At 60.3% G+C, this 18969-nt stretch carries 16 protein-coding genes and 2 pseudogenes; 11 read left to right on the top strand and 7 right to left on the bottom strand.

What is annotated here, in order from left to right; all coding sequences use genetic code 11:
- Positions 1–202: 202 nt before the first annotated feature.
- Both ACZ9DP_RS30050 and ACZ9DP_RS30045 read left to right on the top strand, forming a co-directional pair.
- Positions 203–1417: a phage integrase SAM-like domain-containing protein gene (locus ACZ9DP_RS30050; RefSeq protein ID WP_476204452.1), complete on the top strand. Its 1215-nt coding sequence runs from the start codon at positions 203–205 to the stop codon at positions 1415–1417.
- Between the two features lie 105 nt (positions 1418–1522).
- Entirely contained in the window at positions 1523–2230 is a 708-nt protein-coding gene (locus tag ACZ9DP_RS30045) for a GIY-YIG nuclease family protein (RefSeq protein WP_476204450.1), read from the top strand.
- A 318-nt stretch (positions 2231–2548) separates the two neighbouring features.
- Here ACZ9DP_RS30045 and cysN read toward each other — a convergent pair whose 3' ends face one another.
- The 3 genes and pseudogenes from cysN to ACZ9DP_RS30030 all read right to left on the bottom strand — a co-directional run bounded on the left by cysN (position 2549) and on the right by ACZ9DP_RS30030 (position 5889).
- Positions 2549–4033 carry a sulfate adenylyltransferase subunit CysN gene (gene cysN, locus ACZ9DP_RS30040; RefSeq protein ID WP_239595117.1) on the bottom strand — a complete coding sequence of 495 codons (1485 nt, stop codon included), beginning with the start codon at positions 4031–4033 and terminating at the stop codon, positions 2549–2551.
- Between the two features lies 1 nt (position 4034).
- On the bottom strand, positions 4035–4988 hold the full coding sequence (cysD, locus tag ACZ9DP_RS30035; RefSeq protein ID WP_022716380.1) for a sulfate adenylyltransferase subunit CysD: 954 nt from the start codon (positions 4986–4988) through the stop codon (positions 4035–4037).
- A gap of 158 nt (positions 4989–5146) precedes the next feature.
- Positions 5147–5889 (bottom strand): annotated as a pseudogene (locus ACZ9DP_RS30030) (phosphoadenylyl-sulfate reductase).
- A gap of 423 nt (positions 5890–6312) precedes the next feature.
- On the opposite strand from ACZ9DP_RS30030, the gene ACZ9DP_RS30025 reads away from it, so the two are divergent.
- From ACZ9DP_RS30025 to ACZ9DP_RS30015, 3 genes and pseudogenes are all read left to right on the top strand, one after another.
- Positions 6313–6759, top strand: a complete 447-nt coding sequence (locus tag ACZ9DP_RS30025) for an RrF2 family transcriptional regulator (protein ID WP_022716377.1) — start codon at positions 6313–6315, stop codon at positions 6757–6759.
- 139 nt (positions 6760–6898) lie between these two features.
- Positions 6899–7285 carry a DUF6152 family protein gene (locus tag ACZ9DP_RS30020; protein ID WP_028739821.1) on the top strand — a complete coding sequence of 129 codons (387 nt, stop codon included), beginning with the start codon at positions 6899–6901 and terminating at the stop codon, positions 7283–7285.
- 4 nt (positions 7286–7289) lie between these two features.
- Positions 7290–7767, top strand: a pseudogene (locus ACZ9DP_RS30015) (DUF6644 family protein).
- A 96-nt stretch (positions 7768–7863) separates the two neighbouring features.
- On the opposite strand, the gene betA reads toward ACZ9DP_RS30015, so the two are convergent.
- The 3 genes from betA to betI form a co-directional block, all read right to left on the bottom strand.
- Entirely contained in the window at positions 7864–9513 is a 1650-nt protein-coding gene (gene betA / locus ACZ9DP_RS30010) for a choline dehydrogenase (RefSeq protein ID WP_476204449.1), read from the bottom strand.
- 60 nt (positions 9514–9573) lie between these two features.
- Entirely contained in the window at positions 9574–11037 is a 1464-nt protein-coding gene (gene betB / locus ACZ9DP_RS30005) for a betaine-aldehyde dehydrogenase (protein WP_476204448.1), read from the bottom strand.
- 64 nt (positions 11038–11101) lie between these two features.
- Positions 11102–11686, bottom strand: a complete 585-nt coding sequence (betI, locus tag ACZ9DP_RS30000; protein WP_476204446.1) for a transcriptional regulator BetI — start codon at positions 11684–11686, stop codon at positions 11102–11104.
- Positions 11687–11828: 142 nt separating this feature from the next.
- Between betI and ACZ9DP_RS29995 the strand changes: the two genes are divergently transcribed.
- From ACZ9DP_RS29995 to ACZ9DP_RS29975, 5 genes are all read left to right on the top strand, one after another.
- Entirely contained in the window at positions 11829–12383 is a 555-nt protein-coding gene (locus ACZ9DP_RS29995) for an HdeD family acid-resistance protein (protein ID WP_194729182.1), read from the top strand.
- 177 nt (positions 12384–12560) lie between these two features.
- The gene (locus ACZ9DP_RS29990; RefSeq protein ID WP_022716366.1) at positions 12561–12803 is read left to right on the top strand and encodes a ribbon-helix-helix domain-containing protein; all 243 of its coding nucleotides are present in this window, start codon (positions 12561–12563) and stop codon (positions 12801–12803) included.
- 147 nt (positions 12804–12950) lie between these two features.
- Positions 12951–14756, top strand: coding sequence for a GGDEF domain-containing protein (locus ACZ9DP_RS29985; RefSeq protein ID WP_476204444.1), 1806 nt, complete (start codon positions 12951–12953; stop codon positions 14754–14756).
- Positions 14757–14832: 76 nt separating this feature from the next.
- Positions 14833–15831, top strand: coding sequence for an NAD(P)H-quinone oxidoreductase (locus tag ACZ9DP_RS29980; RefSeq protein WP_476204443.1), 999 nt, complete (start codon positions 14833–14835; stop codon positions 15829–15831).
- 161 nt (positions 15832–15992) lie between these two features.
- Positions 15993–16766: a class I SAM-dependent methyltransferase gene (locus ACZ9DP_RS29975; RefSeq protein WP_074066975.1), complete on the top strand. Its 774-nt coding sequence runs from the start codon at positions 15993–15995 to the stop codon at positions 16764–16766.
- Between the two features lie 19 nt (positions 16767–16785).
- Here ACZ9DP_RS29975 and ACZ9DP_RS29970 read toward each other — a convergent pair whose 3' ends face one another.
- The gene (locus ACZ9DP_RS29970; RefSeq protein WP_476204442.1) at positions 16786–18240 is read right to left on the bottom strand and encodes an MFS transporter; all 1455 of its coding nucleotides are present in this window, start codon (positions 18238–18240) and stop codon (positions 16786–16788) included.
- A gap of 105 nt (positions 18241–18345) precedes the next feature.
- Here ACZ9DP_RS29970 and ACZ9DP_RS29965 point away from each other — a divergent pair, with 105 nt between their 5' ends.
- Positions 18346–18966, top strand: a complete 621-nt coding sequence (locus tag ACZ9DP_RS29965; protein ID WP_239595103.1) for a helix-turn-helix transcriptional regulator — start codon at positions 18346–18348, stop codon at positions 18964–18966.
- The last annotated feature ends 3 nt before the right edge of the window (positions 18967–18969 follow it).

The raw sequence follows: 18969 nt of genomic DNA, 5'->3' as shown, positions 1-18969 counted from the left end.
ACGCACCGCTGTCACTTCCCGAGGCTGTCTGCCTCCCCGAACTGGGTGGCACCCTTTACCGAAACTGTGAATCTGAACCGTCAAAAACGGTTACTGTGAAGACGTTGCGTCTAGCGATTGAGCGCGGACAGTTGGCAACGACACGACTTAACACCAAAAATCTTTACGTCACGCGACGCCAAATTCAGGAGTGGATCGCCTCATGCCAAGACCAGCAAAGCCCCCGCATCTCGTCTGGATCAAGCCAAAGTTTCATCCCGGTCCCGAAAAGAAACTTAAATCGCGGGGATATTGGGCGATCAAGCACGGACCGAAGCTTGTTAGCACGGGACTCGGCTTTGAATTTCGTTCGGACGCTGAAATAAAGCGTCATGAGTATGAAGCCGAGCTTTACGCGCAGACGCCCATCACAGATCACGGCAAGGATGTTCGCGAGGTGCTCGTTGTCGATCTCATCCGTTTCTACATTGAGCGACACCAGAAGAAGATTGCGAAGAAGTCGAAAGAGAGAAAACGCGATTATTTGAACACCGTAGAACGCCTGATCACCTTTTGGTCCGGCAAAACGATTTACGATATCAACGAAAAGAATTGCGCGGCATATCAGCGGAATGCCCGACCCGGAAAGCCGCTTGCCGACAACACCGCTCGCCGCGAGCTTCAGGACCTGAAAGCAATGGTGCTATTCGGGGTGAAAAAGGGGCTGTGCGAACTTAAAGGTCATATCATCGACTGGGAGCTACCTGACGCGCCAGAGCCTCGCATGACCTTTTACAGCCATGCCGAAGTTGCGAAGCTGGTGCGCGTAGCGTACCGCGCCAAGAACGAAGCTATCGGCTCGAAAGGGCATAAGACCTCGAAACACTTGGCACGCTTCATATTGATCGCGGTGCATACGGGTACCCGTGCCGAGCGGATCGAGCAAGCTTCTTTTGAAAAGATCGATAATCGTCCATGGATGGACGTGGAGAATGGGATTTTTTACCGGGCAGGGGTTCGGAACAAGACGCCGCTGAATAAACTGGCCGATCCTGTTCGCATTCCAGATCGCCTTTTGCACCAGCTTAGGCGATGGAAAGCGCAGGGCTCAACCAATGTCATCGAGCACAATGGAAAGCCGGGCTCAACACGAAGAGGGTTCTATACGCTCAAGTATGAGGTGTTTGATGAAGAGCGAGCCAAGGAAGTCAATCGTCATACCTTCAAGCATACGTGTGCGAGCTGGCTTATGGCGAAACGCGTCCCGCTCGACATCATCGCGAAGTACCTCTCAACAACGGAAGAAGTGATTGATGCCGTCTATGGCCATTTCTCGCCTGGTTTCCATGCAGAAGTTAACGACGCTATGAAGGCGGACAGGGAAAAGCGGATTGCAGAGGCGCAGAAGAAAAAGGCGAGGCTAGCAAAGGCAGCATAAGCGGCTTTCCCAATCCGCTTAAACACCCCAAATCAGTTAACTGGCTATCAAGGGTCGATGCAGATAATTTGAGGTCTAGCCACATCAACCGATAAATCGGAAGTCATGCAGCCGCGCTCCGCGAACCAAGCAAAGACAATATGGCAGGAAATGATCGACACGGCGCAAATCCAGGGTGTCGATGAGCTGAAGAGCCTGATAGCGCAGCGCGGTTGGACACTTACGCGGGACGGCCGGAACTATATTGGCTTCAAGGACGCCTTAGGCGGTCGAGCGAGGGTCCACTTTCCATTCCCAAACGAGAACGGCGTAGGCGCTCTTGCAAGGGCTGCCAAGGCCAAAAGCCAGGCCATGGCTACATTCCCGGAGGGCTGCTTTATCTACGTGCTCTTCGCTCAAGCAACTGGCGAAGACGCGTGTTACGTTGGACAAACAGTCAATCTCATGCTGCGAATGAAGGCACACTTGCGGGGTCGGTCTGACGGACGTGGTTCGACAGCGCTATTTGCGGTTGCCGAGAGGCTCGGCGTACCGTTGAAGGTCTCGCTCTTGGACTTCCTTCCAAAGGCTGATTTGGAGCACGACTTTGCGGCATATACGCGCGAGGAAGCTAAGTGGTTTTATAGATTTCGTGATGCTGGCTGGCGGACTCCTGGCTCGACATCCTGGGGTCAGTTTCGAAGGCCAGATGACAACAAAAAATTTTCCTTAGGCGAAGTAATTTCTGCCGCCGCGCCGCTGACCGAGGCAATAGCAACCGGCTTTCGGTCACCCGCTGCACATCGCTTCTTTGATTCGGGTTCGCGACCCTGACGAAGAGATAAGCTTCGCCCGCCGGACTTACACCTAACGATATCTAACGGAACAACGGAAAAAAGCAGGAACGAACAAGCATCAAAGATGTTGACGAAGCCCGGAAATCCGGGCTTTTCGCTAAAGAGCCCGAGCTTCGGGACGTGGGGGTCGAGTGTTCGAATCACTCCACTCCGACCAGTCGATTTTCCCGAATTTCCCCTGATCCCGGGCGAGTATTTGCGCCGCACACTGCGTGCAGCGATCCGTTTGCGCCAGATGCGTAACGCGCGCCTCGACACGGCAAGAAAAAGGGGCCGTCCGGCCCCATCTTCAGTCTCAGATATCGCTTGCGGCGTTTTTCCAGAGTTCCGCCGCTTCCGCTGCGGTCATCCGGTGCACATGCGCCTCGTCGCGGCGGGTTGCGAAGATCTCGCTCGCCATAATCTGCTCGGCGAGGTCGGCGGGAAGCGAGAGGATGACGCGCGCGTCACCGGTGTGAAGTCCGCCGAGTTCCGAGCGCTTGCCGGTCACCATGCCGCCGGCGACCGTATTGTTGGTGTCCGGGTCGATGAGGATGAAGGAGCCGGAGGAGCGGTTCTGCTCATAAGGATCGAAGATCGCCGCTTCATCGAAGGCGAGGCGCACTTTGCCGATGGCATTCATGTAAAGCCGCTCGGCCACGTTCCAGGCGCCGGTCTTCAGTTCCAACTGGCTGAGGGGCTGCACCTGGACGCGCTGGCGGCGGCTGCCGCTCTTCAGCCAGTAGCGCTTACCGGCCTCGATGCCTTCCGGCTGCAGCGCCACGATCTGCGCGTCGAAGGCAAGGCCGACCTGCGGCTGGCTGTCGATCGAGACGATCATGTCGCCGCGCGCGACGTCCACCTGTCGGTCGAGCACGAGGGTGATTGCGTCGCCCGCGACGGCCGCGTTGCGCACGAGGTCGAAGGTGACGATCTTGGAAACATTGGCGACCATGCCCGATGGCAGGATCATGACGCTGTCTCCCGGCTTCACCGAACCGCCGGCAACGGTGCCTTGATAGCCACGGAAGCTTTCGCCGGGACGCGACACGCGCTGCACCGAGAGACGGAAGCCGACGGTCTGCGACGAGCGCACCGTGGCAAGCTCCAGCGTCTCGACCAGCGTCGGTCCCGAGTACCAGGGCATGGCGGCCTGGCCGGAATAGACGACGTTTTCACCCTTCAGAGCCGACATCGGGATCGCGGTGATCTGCTTGACGCCGAGCGACAGGGCAAATTCCTTGAACTCGTGCGTGATCTTCTCGAATCCGGCGCGGTCGTAGCCGGTCAGGTCGATCTTGTTGACGGCAAGCACGAACTGCTTGATGCCGAGCAGCGAGGCGATCGTCGCGTGGCGTCGCGTCTGCTCGAGGATGCCGGCGCGGGCATCGACGAGCAGCACGGCAAGATCGGCGGTCGAAGCGCCGGTTGCCATGTTACGGGTGTACTGTTCGTGGCCGGGCGTGTCGGCGACGATGAAGGCGCGCCTGTCGGTCTGGAAATAGCGATAGGCGACATCGATGGTGATGCCCTGTTCGCGCTCCGCCTGCAGGCCGTCCAGAAGCAGTGCGAAGTCGGGCAGGCCGAGATCGTTTTGCTTGCCGGTGGAATCGCGCTGGAGCGTCGCCGCCTGGTCTTCCTTGACGGCCTTGGTGTCCCAGAGCAACCGGCCGATCAGCGTGGATTTGCCGTCGTCGACGCTGCCGCAGGTGATGAGGCGCAACGGCCGCGTGTCGCGCGTGGCCTTCAGCGGCTCGGCGGCAGGCAAGGCGATGGCGGTTGCAGGTGCTGCTGCAGTCATCTCAGAAATATCCTTCACGCTTCTTCTTTTCCATGGAGCCGGACTGGTCGCGGTCGATGGCGCGGCCCTGGCGCTCGGAAACGGTTGCGATTTCCAGCTCCGCTATGACGTCTTCAAGGGTGGTGGCGGTGGAGCGGATGGCACCCGTCAGCGGGAAATCGCCAAGGGTGCGGAAACGGATCATGCCTTCCTGGCGGACTTCGCCGGGAAGGAGTTCCAACCGCGGGTCTTCCGCAAGGATCATCATGCCGTCGCGCTCAACGTAGGGGCGCTTCTTCGCATAGTAGAGCGGCACCAGCGGAATGTCTTCGGCCTGGATGTAGCGCCAGATATCGACTTCGGTCCAGTTCGACAGCGGGAAGGCGCGCACGCTCTCGCCCTTGCGGATCTGGCCGTTGTAGATGTTCCAGAGCTCGGGCCGCTGGTTGCGCGGATCCCAGCGGTGGTCCGGCGTGCGGAAGGAATAGATGCGTTCCTTGGCGCGGCTTGCCTCCTCGTCGCGGCGCGCGCCGCCGAAGGCTGCGTCGAACTGTCCGGCGTCGAGCGCTTGGCGCAGCCCCTCGGTCTTCATGATGTCGGTGAAGGTCGCGGAGCCGTGGCTGAAGGGTGTGATTCCTTCTGCGGCGCCGCGCGGATTGATGTGCTCGACCAGGTCCAGGTCATACTTCTTCGCGGTCTCGTCGCGAAAGGCGATCATCTCCTGGAATTTCCAGCCGGTGTTCACATGCAGCAGCGGGAAGGGTACGCGGCCCGGATAAAAAGCCTTACGTGCCAGATGCAGCAGCACCGACGAGTCCTTTCCGATCGAATAGAGCATCACCGGACGCTCGAATTCGGCCGCAACCTCGCGGAAGATATGGATGGACTCGTTTTCCAGAGCCTTCAGGTGCGGATCGAGCGGCGGCTTGGCGCTCTGTGGATTGTTGAGTTCCGTATCCGGACGGCTATCGGGCATTTCCTACTCCAGACTTTCGATCATTGGCAAGGAGGCATTTGCCCCTCACCCCAATGCCGCGCTCGGCGGCTCGTTTTCCGTCCCCTCGCCCCGCTTGCGGGGAGAGGGCTAGCGGTGAGGGGCCTTGCAGTCCGGCCCGTCAAACTCACCCTACCTGGCTATCGTGCTGCAACCGCTGTCGCCTCTTCGCCGACATGCAGGCCGCATTCGCGCTTTTCATCCTGTTCCCACCACCAGCGGCCGGCGCGCTCCGGCTCGCCGGGCTTGATGGCGCGCGTGCACGGCTCGCAGCCGATAGAAGGGTAGCCGCGGGCATGCAGCGGATTAACCGGCACGCTATTGTCGGCGACGTAGGACTTGATTGTCTCGATATCCCAGTCGGCAAGCGGATTGATCTTCAGGAGGTGCCGTTCGGCGTCATATTCCGCAAAAGGCGTTTCCGCGCGCGGTTGGCGGACTGACCGCGGCGCAGCCCGGTGATCCAGATCGTTGCGCCTGCCAGCGCCCGCGCAAGCGGCTTCAGCTTGCGCACGCCACAACAGGCATGCCTGGCTTCGACGCTCTCGTAAAAGCCGTTCATGCCGTATTTCGCCGCATAGGCGTCGATATCGGCCTGCTCTGGCTCGTAGCGGGTGATGTGGATGTCGTACTGGCTTTCGGTTTCGTCGATCAGCGCCAGCGTCTCGGGGAAGAGGCGGCCGGTCTGCAGCGTTACGACGTCGATCGGTAGGCGATGATTGCCGATTTCGGCGGTGATCACCTGGTCTTCGATACCAAGCGATGTCGTGAAGACGACTCTTACGTCTAGGCCGGCGACAAACGACAGACGTTCGGCCAGGCTCAAGGTCGCAAGTTTCGCATTCAGCGTTTCCGCTTCTTCGATGATATTGACAACAGTCATGGGAAACCCTGTCCTCGATGTTGGCCGGAGTATCGCAGCTTGAGGGCAGATCGCACAGAAAAACGGATTTCGAAAGCGGCGCATACGGGAGCAAATATCTCTCCGAAGCCGCTGCAATGCAGAAAAGCAGCCGTGTCAGGCCAGCAATCTGTCGAGGCTGTTTTAATCTCTATAAAATTAGTAGGGTTACACGCTGCCTGTCAATTCGAAATCTGAAGTGATGTCGAAAAAGATGCAGGAAGCGCAATTCCAGCGTAGAATTCTGTCCGTTGGCCGGGCAAGAAAAACAAGGCCAAAATGCTTGTCTTCCAAGGCTTTCGCGGGCGCGTTCAAATTCCGTTCATGCTGGCTGTGCAATAGGAGATAGGTAAGCTTGTGAAGTGGTGCGGCACGTCGCATCGCTCGTGTGTGTGACGGTCCAAAATGATTACGCAGAAAGCAAAATACGCGCTCCGGGCGCTGACGGTACTGGCGGAAGCCGATGCCGGCGAACCCGTCATGATTTCGGACATCGCAGCGCAGCAGAAAATTCCGAAGAAGTTCCTCGAGCAGATCCTGCTCGATCTTAAGCATCAGGGCATCGTCGCGAGCCGACGTGGCAAGGCGGGCGGCTATCTGCTGTTGAAGCCCGCCGACATGATCACCTTCGGCGAAATTTTGCGCATCGTCGACGGCCCGATCGCGCCGCTCCCATGCCTTTCGATCACCGCTTATCGCAAGTGCGACGATTGCGACGGCGAGCAGACCTGCAAAATCCGCAGCGTCTTCGCCAAAGTTGCGGATGCAACGCGCAAGGTGCTGTTCTCGACGACGATCGCCGACGCGGTCGCGCCGGCAAAAGGCGCAGAGGTCACCCGCCTTCTCGCCTGACGGGCGGCTTCTTCCCTTTCCATAGACAGCCGCAGGTTCGCGAAATCATCTCCCTGCTTCAAGATTTGGTGAAAAGCCTTTCAAAGCCGCCGGCATGCGCCAATTCGGACCTGTTCGGAAAAGGGCAGGGAGAACTGAAATGCGTGTCTTATCCACAAAGCAGATCGTCTTGAGCGCGGCCCTCGCGGCAGCTTTCGCGACCGGCGCTGCGGCGCATCACGGCTGGTCATGGGCCGAGGCCGAGCAGATGGAGTTGAGGGGGACGATCCAGAAGATTTCCATGGGCGGCCCGCATCCCGCGCTTGACGTTGCGACCGCCGATGACGGCGTGTGGCGCGTCGAACTCGGCAATCCGCGCCAGACGGAGCGCTCCGGCTTCGTCGAGGGCTCGGCGAAGAACGGCGATCCGATCGTTGCGATCGGAAACCGTTCGCTGGATCGGAATGAAAAGCGCATGAAGGCCGTGCGAATCACGGTCGGCGAGAAGCGCTACGATATCTATCCCGACCGAATCCAGACGAATTGACCGCATGGCGATCGAACTTCTGGAATGGCTTGCCACAACGCCGCTCGCCGCAGGGTTGCGGCGTTCAGCGCTGCTTTACATGTTCGTCAATGCTTCGCATATCCTGTCTATCGGTTTGCTGCTCGGCGCCATCCTGCCGCTCGATCTCAAGGTTGATGGGCTTCTTTCCGTTGGTCCCGCTTTCGGTGGTCGGACCATTCCTGTCGCGCGCAGCGGCGGTCGGTTTGACGGCGGCGATCGTCACAGGCTTCTGCCTCTTCAGCGTCCGGCCGATGGAATATGCCGGAAACCCAGCATTTTTGGCAAAGATCGGATTGCTGGCAGTGGGCGTTGCCAATGCCGCCATCGTGCATGCCAGGGACAGCTGGCGAAAGGCGATTGCCGGAGTGGTCGTTGCAGCGAGCTTGCGCATTGCAGCCATGGTTTCGGCGGCGGTATGGATTACCGCTCTCATCGCCGGGCGGTGGATCGGTTTCATATAGTCTGCAACTGCGGATATCCAGTCGATTGATATCGGCAATAGGCGCGAACAACATCCCACGAGACTGCTGGGCATTCGTGTGCCCTACCAGCTCTGATTACCGGTCGCTCAGTGCCCAGCGCGGATTGACCCAGGGCTCCTGGTTCGAGCGCGGCAGCGGCTGCTTGCCGAGGATATGGTCCGCCGCCTTCTCGCCGGTCATGATCGAGGGGCCGTTGAGGTTGCCGTAGGTGATGTGTGGGAAGATCGACGAGTCGGCAACGCGCAGGCCGTCGACCCCAATGACGCGCGTCTCCGGGTCGATCACCGCCATCGGGTCGTTCTTAGCGCCCAACTTACAGGTGCCGCAGGGGTGGTAGGCGCTTTCCAGATGCTCGCGCAGGAAGCCGTCGATCTCGTCATCCGTCTGCACCTTCTCGCCCGGCTGGATTTCCGACCCGCGATAGGCGTCGAAAGCCTGCTGGCCGAAGATCTCGCGGGTGAGGCGCACACAGTGGCGGAATTTTTCCCAGTCATCCGGATGACTCATATAGTTGAAGCGGATGATGGGGTCGGCCTTCGGATCGGGCGAGCGCAGGGTGACGGATCCGCGCGACTTCGAGAGATTGTAGCCGACATGCACCTGAAAGCCGTGGCTCTTCGCCGCCGCCTTGCCGTCATAGCTGATCGCCACCGGCAGGAAGTGATACTGGATGTCCGGCTGCTTGATGCCGGCTGCCGAGCGCAGGAAGGCGCAGGCTTCGAACTGGTTGGAGGTGCCGAGGCCGGATCTCGTGAACAACCATTGCGCGCCCGCTACGCCCTGCCAGAACCATGGCAGCCAGGAATAGAGCGAAACCGGCTTGGTGCTGACCTGCTGGAAATAGAATTCCATATGGTCCTGCAGGTTGGCGCCGACGCCTGGCCGGTCGGCCTTCACCTCGATGCCGTGCTCCTGCAAATGAGCGCCAGGGCCGATACCGGAAAGCATCAAGAGCTTCGGCGAGTTGAAGGATGAGGCGGAAACGATCACCTCGCGGTTCGCCTTGATGATTTCGACCTTGCCCCGGCGCTCGATCTCGACGCCGGTCGCGCGGCCGTTCTCGATAACGATCCTGCGCGCCAGGCCGTAGGCGATGTCGACATTCGGCCGCCTCAGCGCCGGCTTCAGATAGGCGCTCGCCGCAGACCAGCGACGGCCGCGGAAGATGGTCTGCTCCATCAGCCCGAAGCCTTCCTGCTTCGAGCCGTTGTAGTCGTCCGTCGCCTCGAAACCCGCCTGCTTGCCGGCTTCGATGAATGCATGGAACAGCGGGTTGCGAAAGCCGCCGCGTTGCACATGCAGCGGGCCGTCGGTGCCGCGCCAGCCTTCCTCGCCGCCGTGCGAATGCTCCATGCGCTTGAAGTAGGGCAGCACGTCCGCATAGGCCCAGCCCTTGGCGCCGAGCTCTTCCCAACGGTTGTAGTCCTCGGCATGGCCGCGCACATAGACCATGCCGTTGATCGAGGAGGATCCGCCGATCACCTTGCCGCGCGGCGCGGTGATGCGCCGGCTGTTGAGGTTCGGTTCGGGTTCGGAGAGGTAGCCCCAGTTGTAGCGCCTCATGCTCATCGGCCAAGCAAGGGCTGCCGGCATCTGGATGAACGGCCCGAAGTCGCTGCCGCCCGCCTCGATGACGATCACGCTGTTTCTGCCGTCTTCCGAGAGACGATAGGCGAGGGCCGACCCTGCCGAGCCGGAGCCTATGATGACGAAGTCTGCTTGCATGATGTACACTCAGTATGTGTTGGCCTTCCCCTCCCCACAAGCGGGAGGGCTTGGCTCTTCTCAATAAGGCGCCGCTACCGGCCCCATGCCCACGTAAACCGTTTTCAACTCCGAATAATGCTCCAGCGCCGCAAGCGAGTTCTCCCGCCCGAAACCGGATTGCTTCGAGCCGCCGAAGGGAATTTCGACCGGGCAGAGATTGTAGGTGTTGATCCAGAGCGTGCCCGCCTCGAGCTGGTCGGCGACGCGGTGGGCGCGCGTCAGATCGGCGGTGAAGACGCCACCCGAAAGGCCGAATTCGGTGGCGTTCGCACGTCCGATGACTTCGGCTTCGTCGTCGAAATCGAGCACGCACATCACCGGCCCGAAGATCTCCTCGCGGGCAATGGTCATGCCGTCGGTCACGTCGGCAAACACGGTCGGCTGGACGTAATAGCCTTCGCCGGAAACATTGTTCGGAATGCCGCCGCCGGTGACGAGTGTCGCACCCTCGGCCTTGCCCTTGTCGATGTAGCTCAAGACCTTCTGTCGCTGGTCGAAGGAAACCATCGGGCCGAGCTGCGTCGCCTCTTCCATCGGGTCGCCGATCAGGATCGCCTCGGTGCGGGCCTTCAGCCGCCTCAGGAACTCGCCCTTGATCTTCCGCTGCACAAAGACGCGGGTGCCGTTCGAGCAGACCTGGCCCGTCGAATAGAAGTTGCCGAGCATGGCGCCGCCGATTGCGCTGTCGACATCGGCATCGTCGAAGACGATCAGCGGCGACTTGCCGCCGAGCTCCATCGTCACATGTTTGAGCTGGCCTGCCGCGGAGGCGGCGACCTTGCGGCCGGTCGGCACCGAGCCGGTGAGCGACACCTTTGCCACGTCCTTATGGTTGACGAGCAGCGGGCCGGTGTCGCGGTCTCCCTGGATCACATTGTAAAGGCCCTTCGGCAGGCCTGCTTCGTGCAGGATTTCGGCAATCTTCAGCGCGCCGAGCGGCGTGTTTTCCGAGGGCTTGAAGACCATCGCATTGCCGGCGATCAGCGCCGGCGCCCCTTTCCAGCAGGCGATCTGCTGCGGATAGTTCCAGGCGCCGATGCCGACGCAGACGCCGAGCGGCACGCGCTTCGTATAGGCGAAATCGCCGCCGAGCGGGATATAGGAGCCGTTGAGGCCGGCTGCCGCGATGCCGCCGAAGAACTCGAAGCTGTCGGCGCCCGACGTCGGATCCGCGACGATCGTTTCCTGGATCGGCTTGCCGGTATCGAGCGTTTCGAGCTCGGAAAGCGCGCGATTGCGCTCGCGCATGATCTCGGCGGCGCGCTTCAGGATGCGGCCGCGGGCCGTCGGGCTCATCGCCGCCCATTCCGGCTGTGCGCGCTTGGCAGCCGCGATCGCTTTCTCGACGATGGCAGGCGTTGCCGCATGCAGCCGCGCGATCACTTCGCCGGTTGCCGGATAAATGCTTTCGATGACGCTGCCCGCTTCGTCCTCGACATATTCGCCGTCAATGAAGTGCGACGCTTTCGGCTGGGCTTTCATAATTCAATCCTTTGCTTTGTCCGACAGGGCAAAAATAAGGCTCCTCATTCCTGTGCGGTTGGCCTCATTCGATCCCCCTTAATTGCATCGTCACATAATCCTCCGTCAGCCCGATCGAAGCCTCGATGTTGATCGGCGCCGATTTCAGACTTTGGCGGATATAGAGCCCGTCGATCATCGCAGCAGCGCCTTCGGCGATGCGTCCTGCGGCATCCGGCGGGCAAAGCTTCTTGAGGTTGGCCAGCAGGTTCGAACGCAGCCGGCGGGCATAGATGACGAGGAAATGGCGCGTCTCTTCCGAGCGCTGCGCCTCGGCATAGAAGGCGAGCCATGCGGCGATCGTTTCCGGCGCGAACTGATCGGCCTGGAAGCTGACGCGGATGACGGCAGAGAGCTTTTCGCGTGGTGTCCGGGCAGTCTTCAGCGCCGTCACCGTGTCGTCACGCAACTGCCTGAGCAGCGAACGGACCGTCTCGATCAGCAGTTGCTCCTTGCTGCCGAAATAGTGGTGCGCAAGGGCAGGAGACACGCCGGCCTGGCGGGCGATATCGGACATGGTGACGCTCAGCGTGCCGTGATCCGCGATTACGCGCAGCGCAGCGTCGACGAGCGCCTTTCGGCGTAGAGGTTCCATTCCGATTTTCGGCATGAGGGCAAGCTCCGACAGTTCAGCACATATTATTTTTGATTGACTGATCAATCAACAAAAATCTTTTGACGGAGTTTGAGAAGCCTCAACCCTTTCCGGCCCGCGATTCTGCAGCATATCAACACCTATCAGGAGGTGTGTCATGGCTAACGTCTTCGATGGAGCGCCGTCCTCGTCCCTGCAGTCGAAATGGATATGGTTCGTGGGTCTCGGCGTGCTGCTATTGATCTGCGGCCTGATCGCGGTCGGAAATCTGCTTCTCGCCACCGTGGTGTCGGTCTATTCCGTGGGAATGCTGATGGTCTTCGGGGGGATCGTCTATCTCATCCACGCCTTTCAGGTGCGCGGCTGGGAGCACATCCTTTTCTGGGCGCTGAGCGGTGTACTTTACGTCCTCGCAGGCATATGCGCTTTCATCAATCCGATCCTTACCTCCGCTGCACTGACGCTCTTTCTCGCCGTCGCTCTGCTTGTCGCCGGCGTCTTCCGTGTCTTTATCGGCCGCCGCATGAAGCCGCTCAAGGGCTGGGGCTGGATTGTCGTAAGCGGCGTGGTCACCGCGCTCGCAGGCTTTATCATCGCGCTCGGCTGGCCGGTGAACAGTCTCTGGGTCCTCGGTCTTTTCCTCGCGGTCGATCTTATTCTGCAGGGATGGACGATGATTGCGTTCGGCATCGGCCTTCGAAGCGTGCAATGAGGCTGTCCACAGGCTGTGCTCACGGAATGTTTCTTTTTTTGACAAGCATGTGAGGCGGGACTAAAATTCAGATACCAAGGCGCCGGCAGACGACATTGCCGGAACAGATGTCATGAGTGGTCATGCATCCCGCGTAGGGCAGGTTCTGTCCCATAGAAAAACGAAGGGAGGAAGTTCATGCCAATGGTCACAGTTTCCATATCACCGGTCCAGGCCGCAGGCATTCGCGATGCCGTCGATCATGGCGGCTATGCATCGAGCAGCGAGGTTGTCCGTGAGGCGCTGCGCCTCTGGGATGCCGCCCGCAAGCTCGCAGAATATCGCAATGACGTTCTAAATGACGAAGACCGCGCGAGTGGAGGCCGCTGCGTTGCAGATATGTTTGCCGATCACGAAGCGGAGCGCCGCCGATCCGCCTGATAGGGTCGGGACCTAAGCCATTGATCGGAATGCTGAAACATTCCAGTCCGCAACTTTCACAAAAGTTTCACATTGGCGAAAGGGTTCGTTGATGCTTTTTCACCATCTTCGCTGCGAAAAAGAAGACTTCGCAGTGGAGAATTTGGCATGTCTTTGGCTGCCGCCGTCGAACCGGGCGTATTACGCCGTTATGCCAGCGATCAGATCGTGACGCTCGCGAAACTCGTCATCGAAAATGCTTTCCAGCCAATTGTCGAAGCAGGGACGGGCACGGTCTTCGGCTACGAGTCCCTGATGCGCGGGCAGGAACGCCTCGGCTTCGATTCCCCTGTTGAAATCCTCGATGAGGCGCATCGCGCCGCCCAGCTGCTGCAGCTGGAGCAGATGGTCGCCAGCCGCGCGCTCGCCAAGTTCGCGACGCTCGGCAATTATTCGACCTCGACGCTTTTCCTCAATCTCGACGTCCGGCTGATCCCGCACGGCGACCGCCTGGTTGAAACCCTCCTCCAGCACCTGAAGGCCGCCAACATCCCGCCGTCCTCGGTCTGCTTCGAATTCTCCGAGCGTTTCGACAATACCAGCGTGCCGGAATTCGAGGCGCTGGTTTCCAAGCTCCGCAAGACCGGCTTCAAGCTGGCAATCGACGACTTCGGCGTCGGTCACGGCGAAATGAAGCTCCTTTGCGACTATGCCGTCGATTACCTCAAGATCGACCGTCACTTCGTCGCCGACATCGACCGCAAGCCGCGCAAGCGCCACCTGTTGAAGAATATCGTCAACATCGCCCATGTGCTCGGCACCCGGGTGATCGCGGAAGGCATCGAAACCGAAGCGGAATTCCTCGCTTGCCGCGAATATGGCGTCGATCTCGTCCAAGGCTGGTTCATTGCCCGGCCGACGCCGCATACCTCCGAGCTCGTGTCCTCGTTTCCGCATCTGCAGGATCTCGGCAAGAGCAAGCACAACACGCAATCGCTCGATGAAATCCTTATTCGCAAACAGATTGAAGTGCTGCCGACGGTCTATGAAAACGACAGCATCGACACGGTCTTCGAGCTCTTTCGCCGCAATCCGCGCCAGGCGTTCTTCCCGGTGTTGAATGCCAATGGCGAGCCGCGCGGCATCATCCATGAGCACCATATCAAGGAATATATCTACCAGCCCTTCGGCCGCGATCTCCTGAAGAATAAGGTCTATGGCCGCACGATTTCACACTTCGTCGAAATGGCACCGATCGTCGGTCTTGATTCCGACGCCGAGCGGTTGATGACGATCTTCGCCAATATGGAAGGCAGCAACTGCCTGATCCTTACGGACAACATGCGCTATGCCGGCGTCGTCTCCGCCGCCTCGCTCATCAAGGTCATCAACGAAAAGCAGCTGAAGACCGCGCAGGACCAGAACCCGCTGACCGGCCTGCCGGGCAACCGCGCCATCCGCGATTTCATGCGCCAGGCCGGTCGCGACGGCGACGAGGTACGGCATTTCTGCTATTGCGACTTCGATAACTTCAAGCCTTTCAACGATGCTTATGGTTTTCATCTCGGCGACCACGCGATCTCGCTCTTCGCCGCGCTGATGCGCCGTTACTTCTTCGCCGAGCGTCATTTCCTCGGCCATGTCGGGGGCGACGACTTCTTCATCGGCGTCATCGGATGGACGAAGGAGGAACTGACCGAGATTCTTGACCGGCTCATCAGCGATTTCCACGAAGACGTCCGCGATCTCTACTCCGACGAGGACCGCGCTGCCGGGTGCATTCGCGGTCATGACCGTGCCGGTACGGAAGCGCTTTTCCCGCTGATGCGCTGCTCGATCGGTGTCCTTGAACTGCCGGAAGGCTTGGTGATCGACGACATTAATCGTGTCAGCGCCGAAATAGCGCACATCAAGGCCGAAGCGAAAGAAAGCGCCGACGGGCTGATCTTCCATCCGCTGGGCGAGGCGAATTGACGCCTTTGCCACTTCTCTCCTTCCCAAGCACCGGGCGCTGAATTATCTCCTGGGCTTTCGGAAAGAGGAGACCGTCATGCCCTTGCCAGCGAACATGCGTTTCGTCGACCTGCCGAGCTTCGGCGCGCCGGAAGTCATGAGGATCGCGACCGGACCTGTTCCGGTGCCCGGCGAGGGGCAGATACTCGTTCGTATGCAGGCGATCGGCATCAACCGTCCGGATGTGGCGCAGCGCCAGGGAACATACCCGCCGCCGAAGGATGCAAGCCCCATTCTCGGGCTCGAGCTTTCCGGTGAAGTGGCCGCGATCGGTCCGGGCGTTGCCGGATACTCGGTCGGCGACAAGGTCTGCGGCCTCGCCAATGGCGGTGCCTATGCCGAATATTGCTTGCTGCCCGTTGGCCAGGTTTTGCCGTTCCCGAAGGGCTACGATGCGGTGAAATCCGCAGCCCTGCCGGAGACCTTCTTCACCGTCTGGGCGAACCTCTTCCAGATGGCCGGCCTGACGGAGGGTGAAAGCGTTCTCATCCACGGCGGCTCCAGCGGCATCGGCACCACGGCGATCCAGCTCGCCCGCGCCTTTGGCGCCGAGGTCTATGCGACCGCAGGCTCGGCGGAGAAATGCGAGGCCTGCGAAAAGCTCGGCGCGAAGCGGGCGATCAACTACAAGAGTGAGGATTTCGCCGAAGTCATCAAGGCCGAGACCGGTGGCGATGGCGTCGATGTCGTACTTGACATGATCGGCGCTGCCTATTTCGAAAAGAATATCGCATCGCTCGCCAGGGACGGCTGCCTGTCGATCATCGCTTTGCTGGGCGGCGCGGTCGCTGAAAGGGTCAACCTCGCGCCGATCATGGCCAAGCGCCTCACCGTCACCGGCTCGACGATGCGCCCGCGCACTGCAGAAGAAAAGCGCGCCATCCGCGACGACCTTTTCTCCCAGGTCTGGCCGCTTCTCGAAGCCGGCAAGGTCGCCCCCGTCATCCACAGGATTTTTGCCTTCGAGGATGTCGTCGAAGCGCACAGGCTGATGGAAACGAGCAGCCATATCGGCAAGATCACGCTGACCGTTTGAGGTCAGCTTCGGACCAGCATCGGTGCACAAGGTAAAACTGATCCTGGCCGTAAGTGAGTCTCCGGGGTCGCTGAACTGTCGTCTGAGCGAAACCCGGCCCCCGAACTGCGCATCTTGATGTGGCGTTGATTGCGCGTCGTACGGTCCCCACGAGGAATGCAATGGCTCTATTCCACTCTTGCCCCATCTGCCGCAGCAGGATTCCGCATTTCGTGCCGCTTCCGCGGTATTATATCGACAAGGCGACCGAACATGGCTTTCCTTACGGGGTCGATGAATTCGAAACGATCAATCATCAGGCCTATAGTTGCCCCAACTGTCACTCGAGCGACCGCGACAGGCTCTATGCCCTGTTCCTGACGCCTGTGTTTCAGCGCCTCAACCAGGCGCAGCCGTTCCGGTTTCTGGATATCGCCCCAGGCCGCTCTTTGAGCTTCTGGCTGAAAAGCCATCCGCACATCTTCTATCGCAGCTGCGACATGTATATGCCGGAGGCGGACGACAAGGCGGACATTCACAATCTGCCTTATGCGGACGAGACTTTCGATTTCGTTCTATGCTCGCACGTGCTCGAACACGTCGACGATCCGGTGCGCGCCACCTCAGAAATACGGCGTGTTCTCAAGCAGAACAGCATTGCCATCCTGATGGCGCCGATCTGCCTGTCGATCCAGGACAACTATGAAAATCCCGAAGTGACGACGCCTGAGGGGCGCTGGCAGCATTTCGGCCAGGATGACCATGTACGCATCTTCTCGAAGCCGGGATTCGTCGATGTGATCCGGCGGTCAGGCCTTGCGGTGCAGGAGGTTCCGGTCAGTGAGTTCCTGACGCCCGAAGTCTGCGACACCTACGGCATCGGCCTCCGCTCCGTTCTTTATCTCGGCGTGAAGCAGCAGGCTGTCCAGCAAGAGCCGGAGCGCAGCGTCGCCTGAGATCGCGCGAAGCTCTCAGTCATGGAAGAGGCGCCCCGAGGCGCCTCTTTTCAATTTCGGCCTTCTCTCTCAGCGTCAGTGCCGCCGCAATCGTGACGATGCCCGGGAGCGCCATGGCGGCGTAGAGCCAGTGGGCTGCCGAGATGCTGCCGGCAATGCCGCCCGGTGTGACGAGCCCGGTGCTGTTGGCAATGACGCCTGCGACCGCCGCGCCGAAAGCGCCGCCGAGCGACTGCACCGTGGAGATCGCTGCCGATGCCTTGTCCTGCTCGGCGCTGCTGACAAGGCGCAGCACCTTTGTCACCAGATGCGCCCATCCGAGGCCGACGCCGAAGCCCATCATCAGCATTGCGACAGCCGCCGGTCCGAGAATTGCAAGGCTCGCCATTTGGTTGTCTCGGGCGAGAAAGATCGCCAGGAAAACGGTCGCCAGCGCTTCGATGATACAGCCGGCGACGATCGCGTTGCTCGCGCGCCTGCCGGTCAGAGAGCCGCTGAAGAAGGCGGCGATCGTCCATCCGAGCGCGACAAGGGCGGTCAGATAGCCGGAAATTAGCGGCGTCACGCCATGCAGGGCCTGCAGGAAATAGGGAATATAGATGTCGCTGACGAGGATGAACAGCAGCGCGAACATGATGAGGTAGACGCGCGCAACCGGCTTTGCGAGCATGACCGCGCCGGTCGGCAGAAGCCGGTTGTTGCCTCGACGTTCCGTCACCAGCATCAGTGAGATCGAGAGGACGGAAACGGCAATCAGCGCAGCCTTCGTGACCATATGCTCGACGGTGCCCGCGATGCTGACGAACAGCACGGCGACAAGCAGCAGGCAGATCTGCAAGGCCGGCGTCTTGCCGTGGGCGCGGTCGTCCGTCGCTTTCGGTAGCAGCCATGGCGCAAGAACGGCCATCAGCAGACCGAGCGGCACGATGATGATGAAGGCGTATCGCCACGCACTCCCTTGCGAAAACAGGCCGCCTGCACTCGGCCCGAGTAGGGTCGCAACACCCCAGATCGCGGCATAGAGCGTGGAGGCTTTTGGCCAGAGCGGCTCCGGATAGGCGAAGCGGACGAAAGCATAGGCGAGCGCGGCAAGGATGCCGGCGCCGAAACCCTGAACGGCGCGCCCGGCGAGCACTACTTCCATGACAGGTGCGGCGGCGCAGATGAGGCTGCCTGTTGCGAATATCAGGGCGCCGCAGACATAGGCGCCGCGCAAGCCCATACCGCGCGGCCGCATGGCGACGAAGATCGAGCCGAGCACGGCGGCGGCAACGAAGAGCGTCGTCACCCAGGCAAGGAGCGGCAAGCCGCCGATATCGCGGACGATCGAGGGGGCGACTGTGGCGGTGATATAGCTTTCGATTGCATAGAGCGTCACTCCGCCGCCGAGCATCAGCGTGGCGGGTAGCAGGGACGACGTGAAAAGCTGGAAGACGGATGACTGCGGCGCAGCGGCCTGATCGGCACTGGTCATGCTAATTACCTTGATGTTTTCGCTAGCGGATCATTATTTTCCAAGTTATAAATTGGAAAATTACATGCCTGTCTCATTAAAGCAAGTAACGACTTGGAAAAATAAATGCGTCAATCGCCTGCCAACCGCATTCTGCTTCTGCTAAAGACCGAAGGGCCGCAGCGCGCAGCGTCGATCGGCGATGTGCTGGGCATTACGTCTGAAGCGGCGCGCCAGCACCTGACGAAGCTTGCCGAGGACGGTCTTGTCGAGCCGCTTACCGAGCCGGGTTCGGGCCGAGGACGGCCAGGTCAGCTCTGGCATCTGACCCTGGCCGGTAACCAGACCTTTCCGGACGGCCACGCGGAATTGACCGCGACCCTTCTGAGCACCATGGTCAAGACGCTCGGCAGGGATGCCCTGGATACCATCATCTCGGCACGCGAGGCAGAAACCGTGAAGCGCTATCGCGAGGAGGTCTCGGCTTCCGATCTCGCTCTGCGCATCCGCCAGCTGACAGCGATCCGGACGCGCGAAGGTTACATGGCCGATAGCTGGATGGAAGAGGACGGCACGTTTATGCTTGTCGAAAACCACTGCGCCATCTGTGCGGCGGCCCGGGCCTGCGCCGGCTTCTGCCGTTCCGAGCTCGAGACCTTCCGCAATGTGCTTGGCGCCAATGTCGAGCGGTCCGAGCACATTCTCCTCGGCGCCCGCCGCTGCGCCTACCGGATCAGTCCGCTTTAGGCT

It is taken from the genome of Rhizobium sp. USDA 4016 (assembly GCF_056279705.1).
Note: the sequence above shows the minus strand (reverse complement) of the source record. Positions and strands in the feature narration are given on the sequence as shown.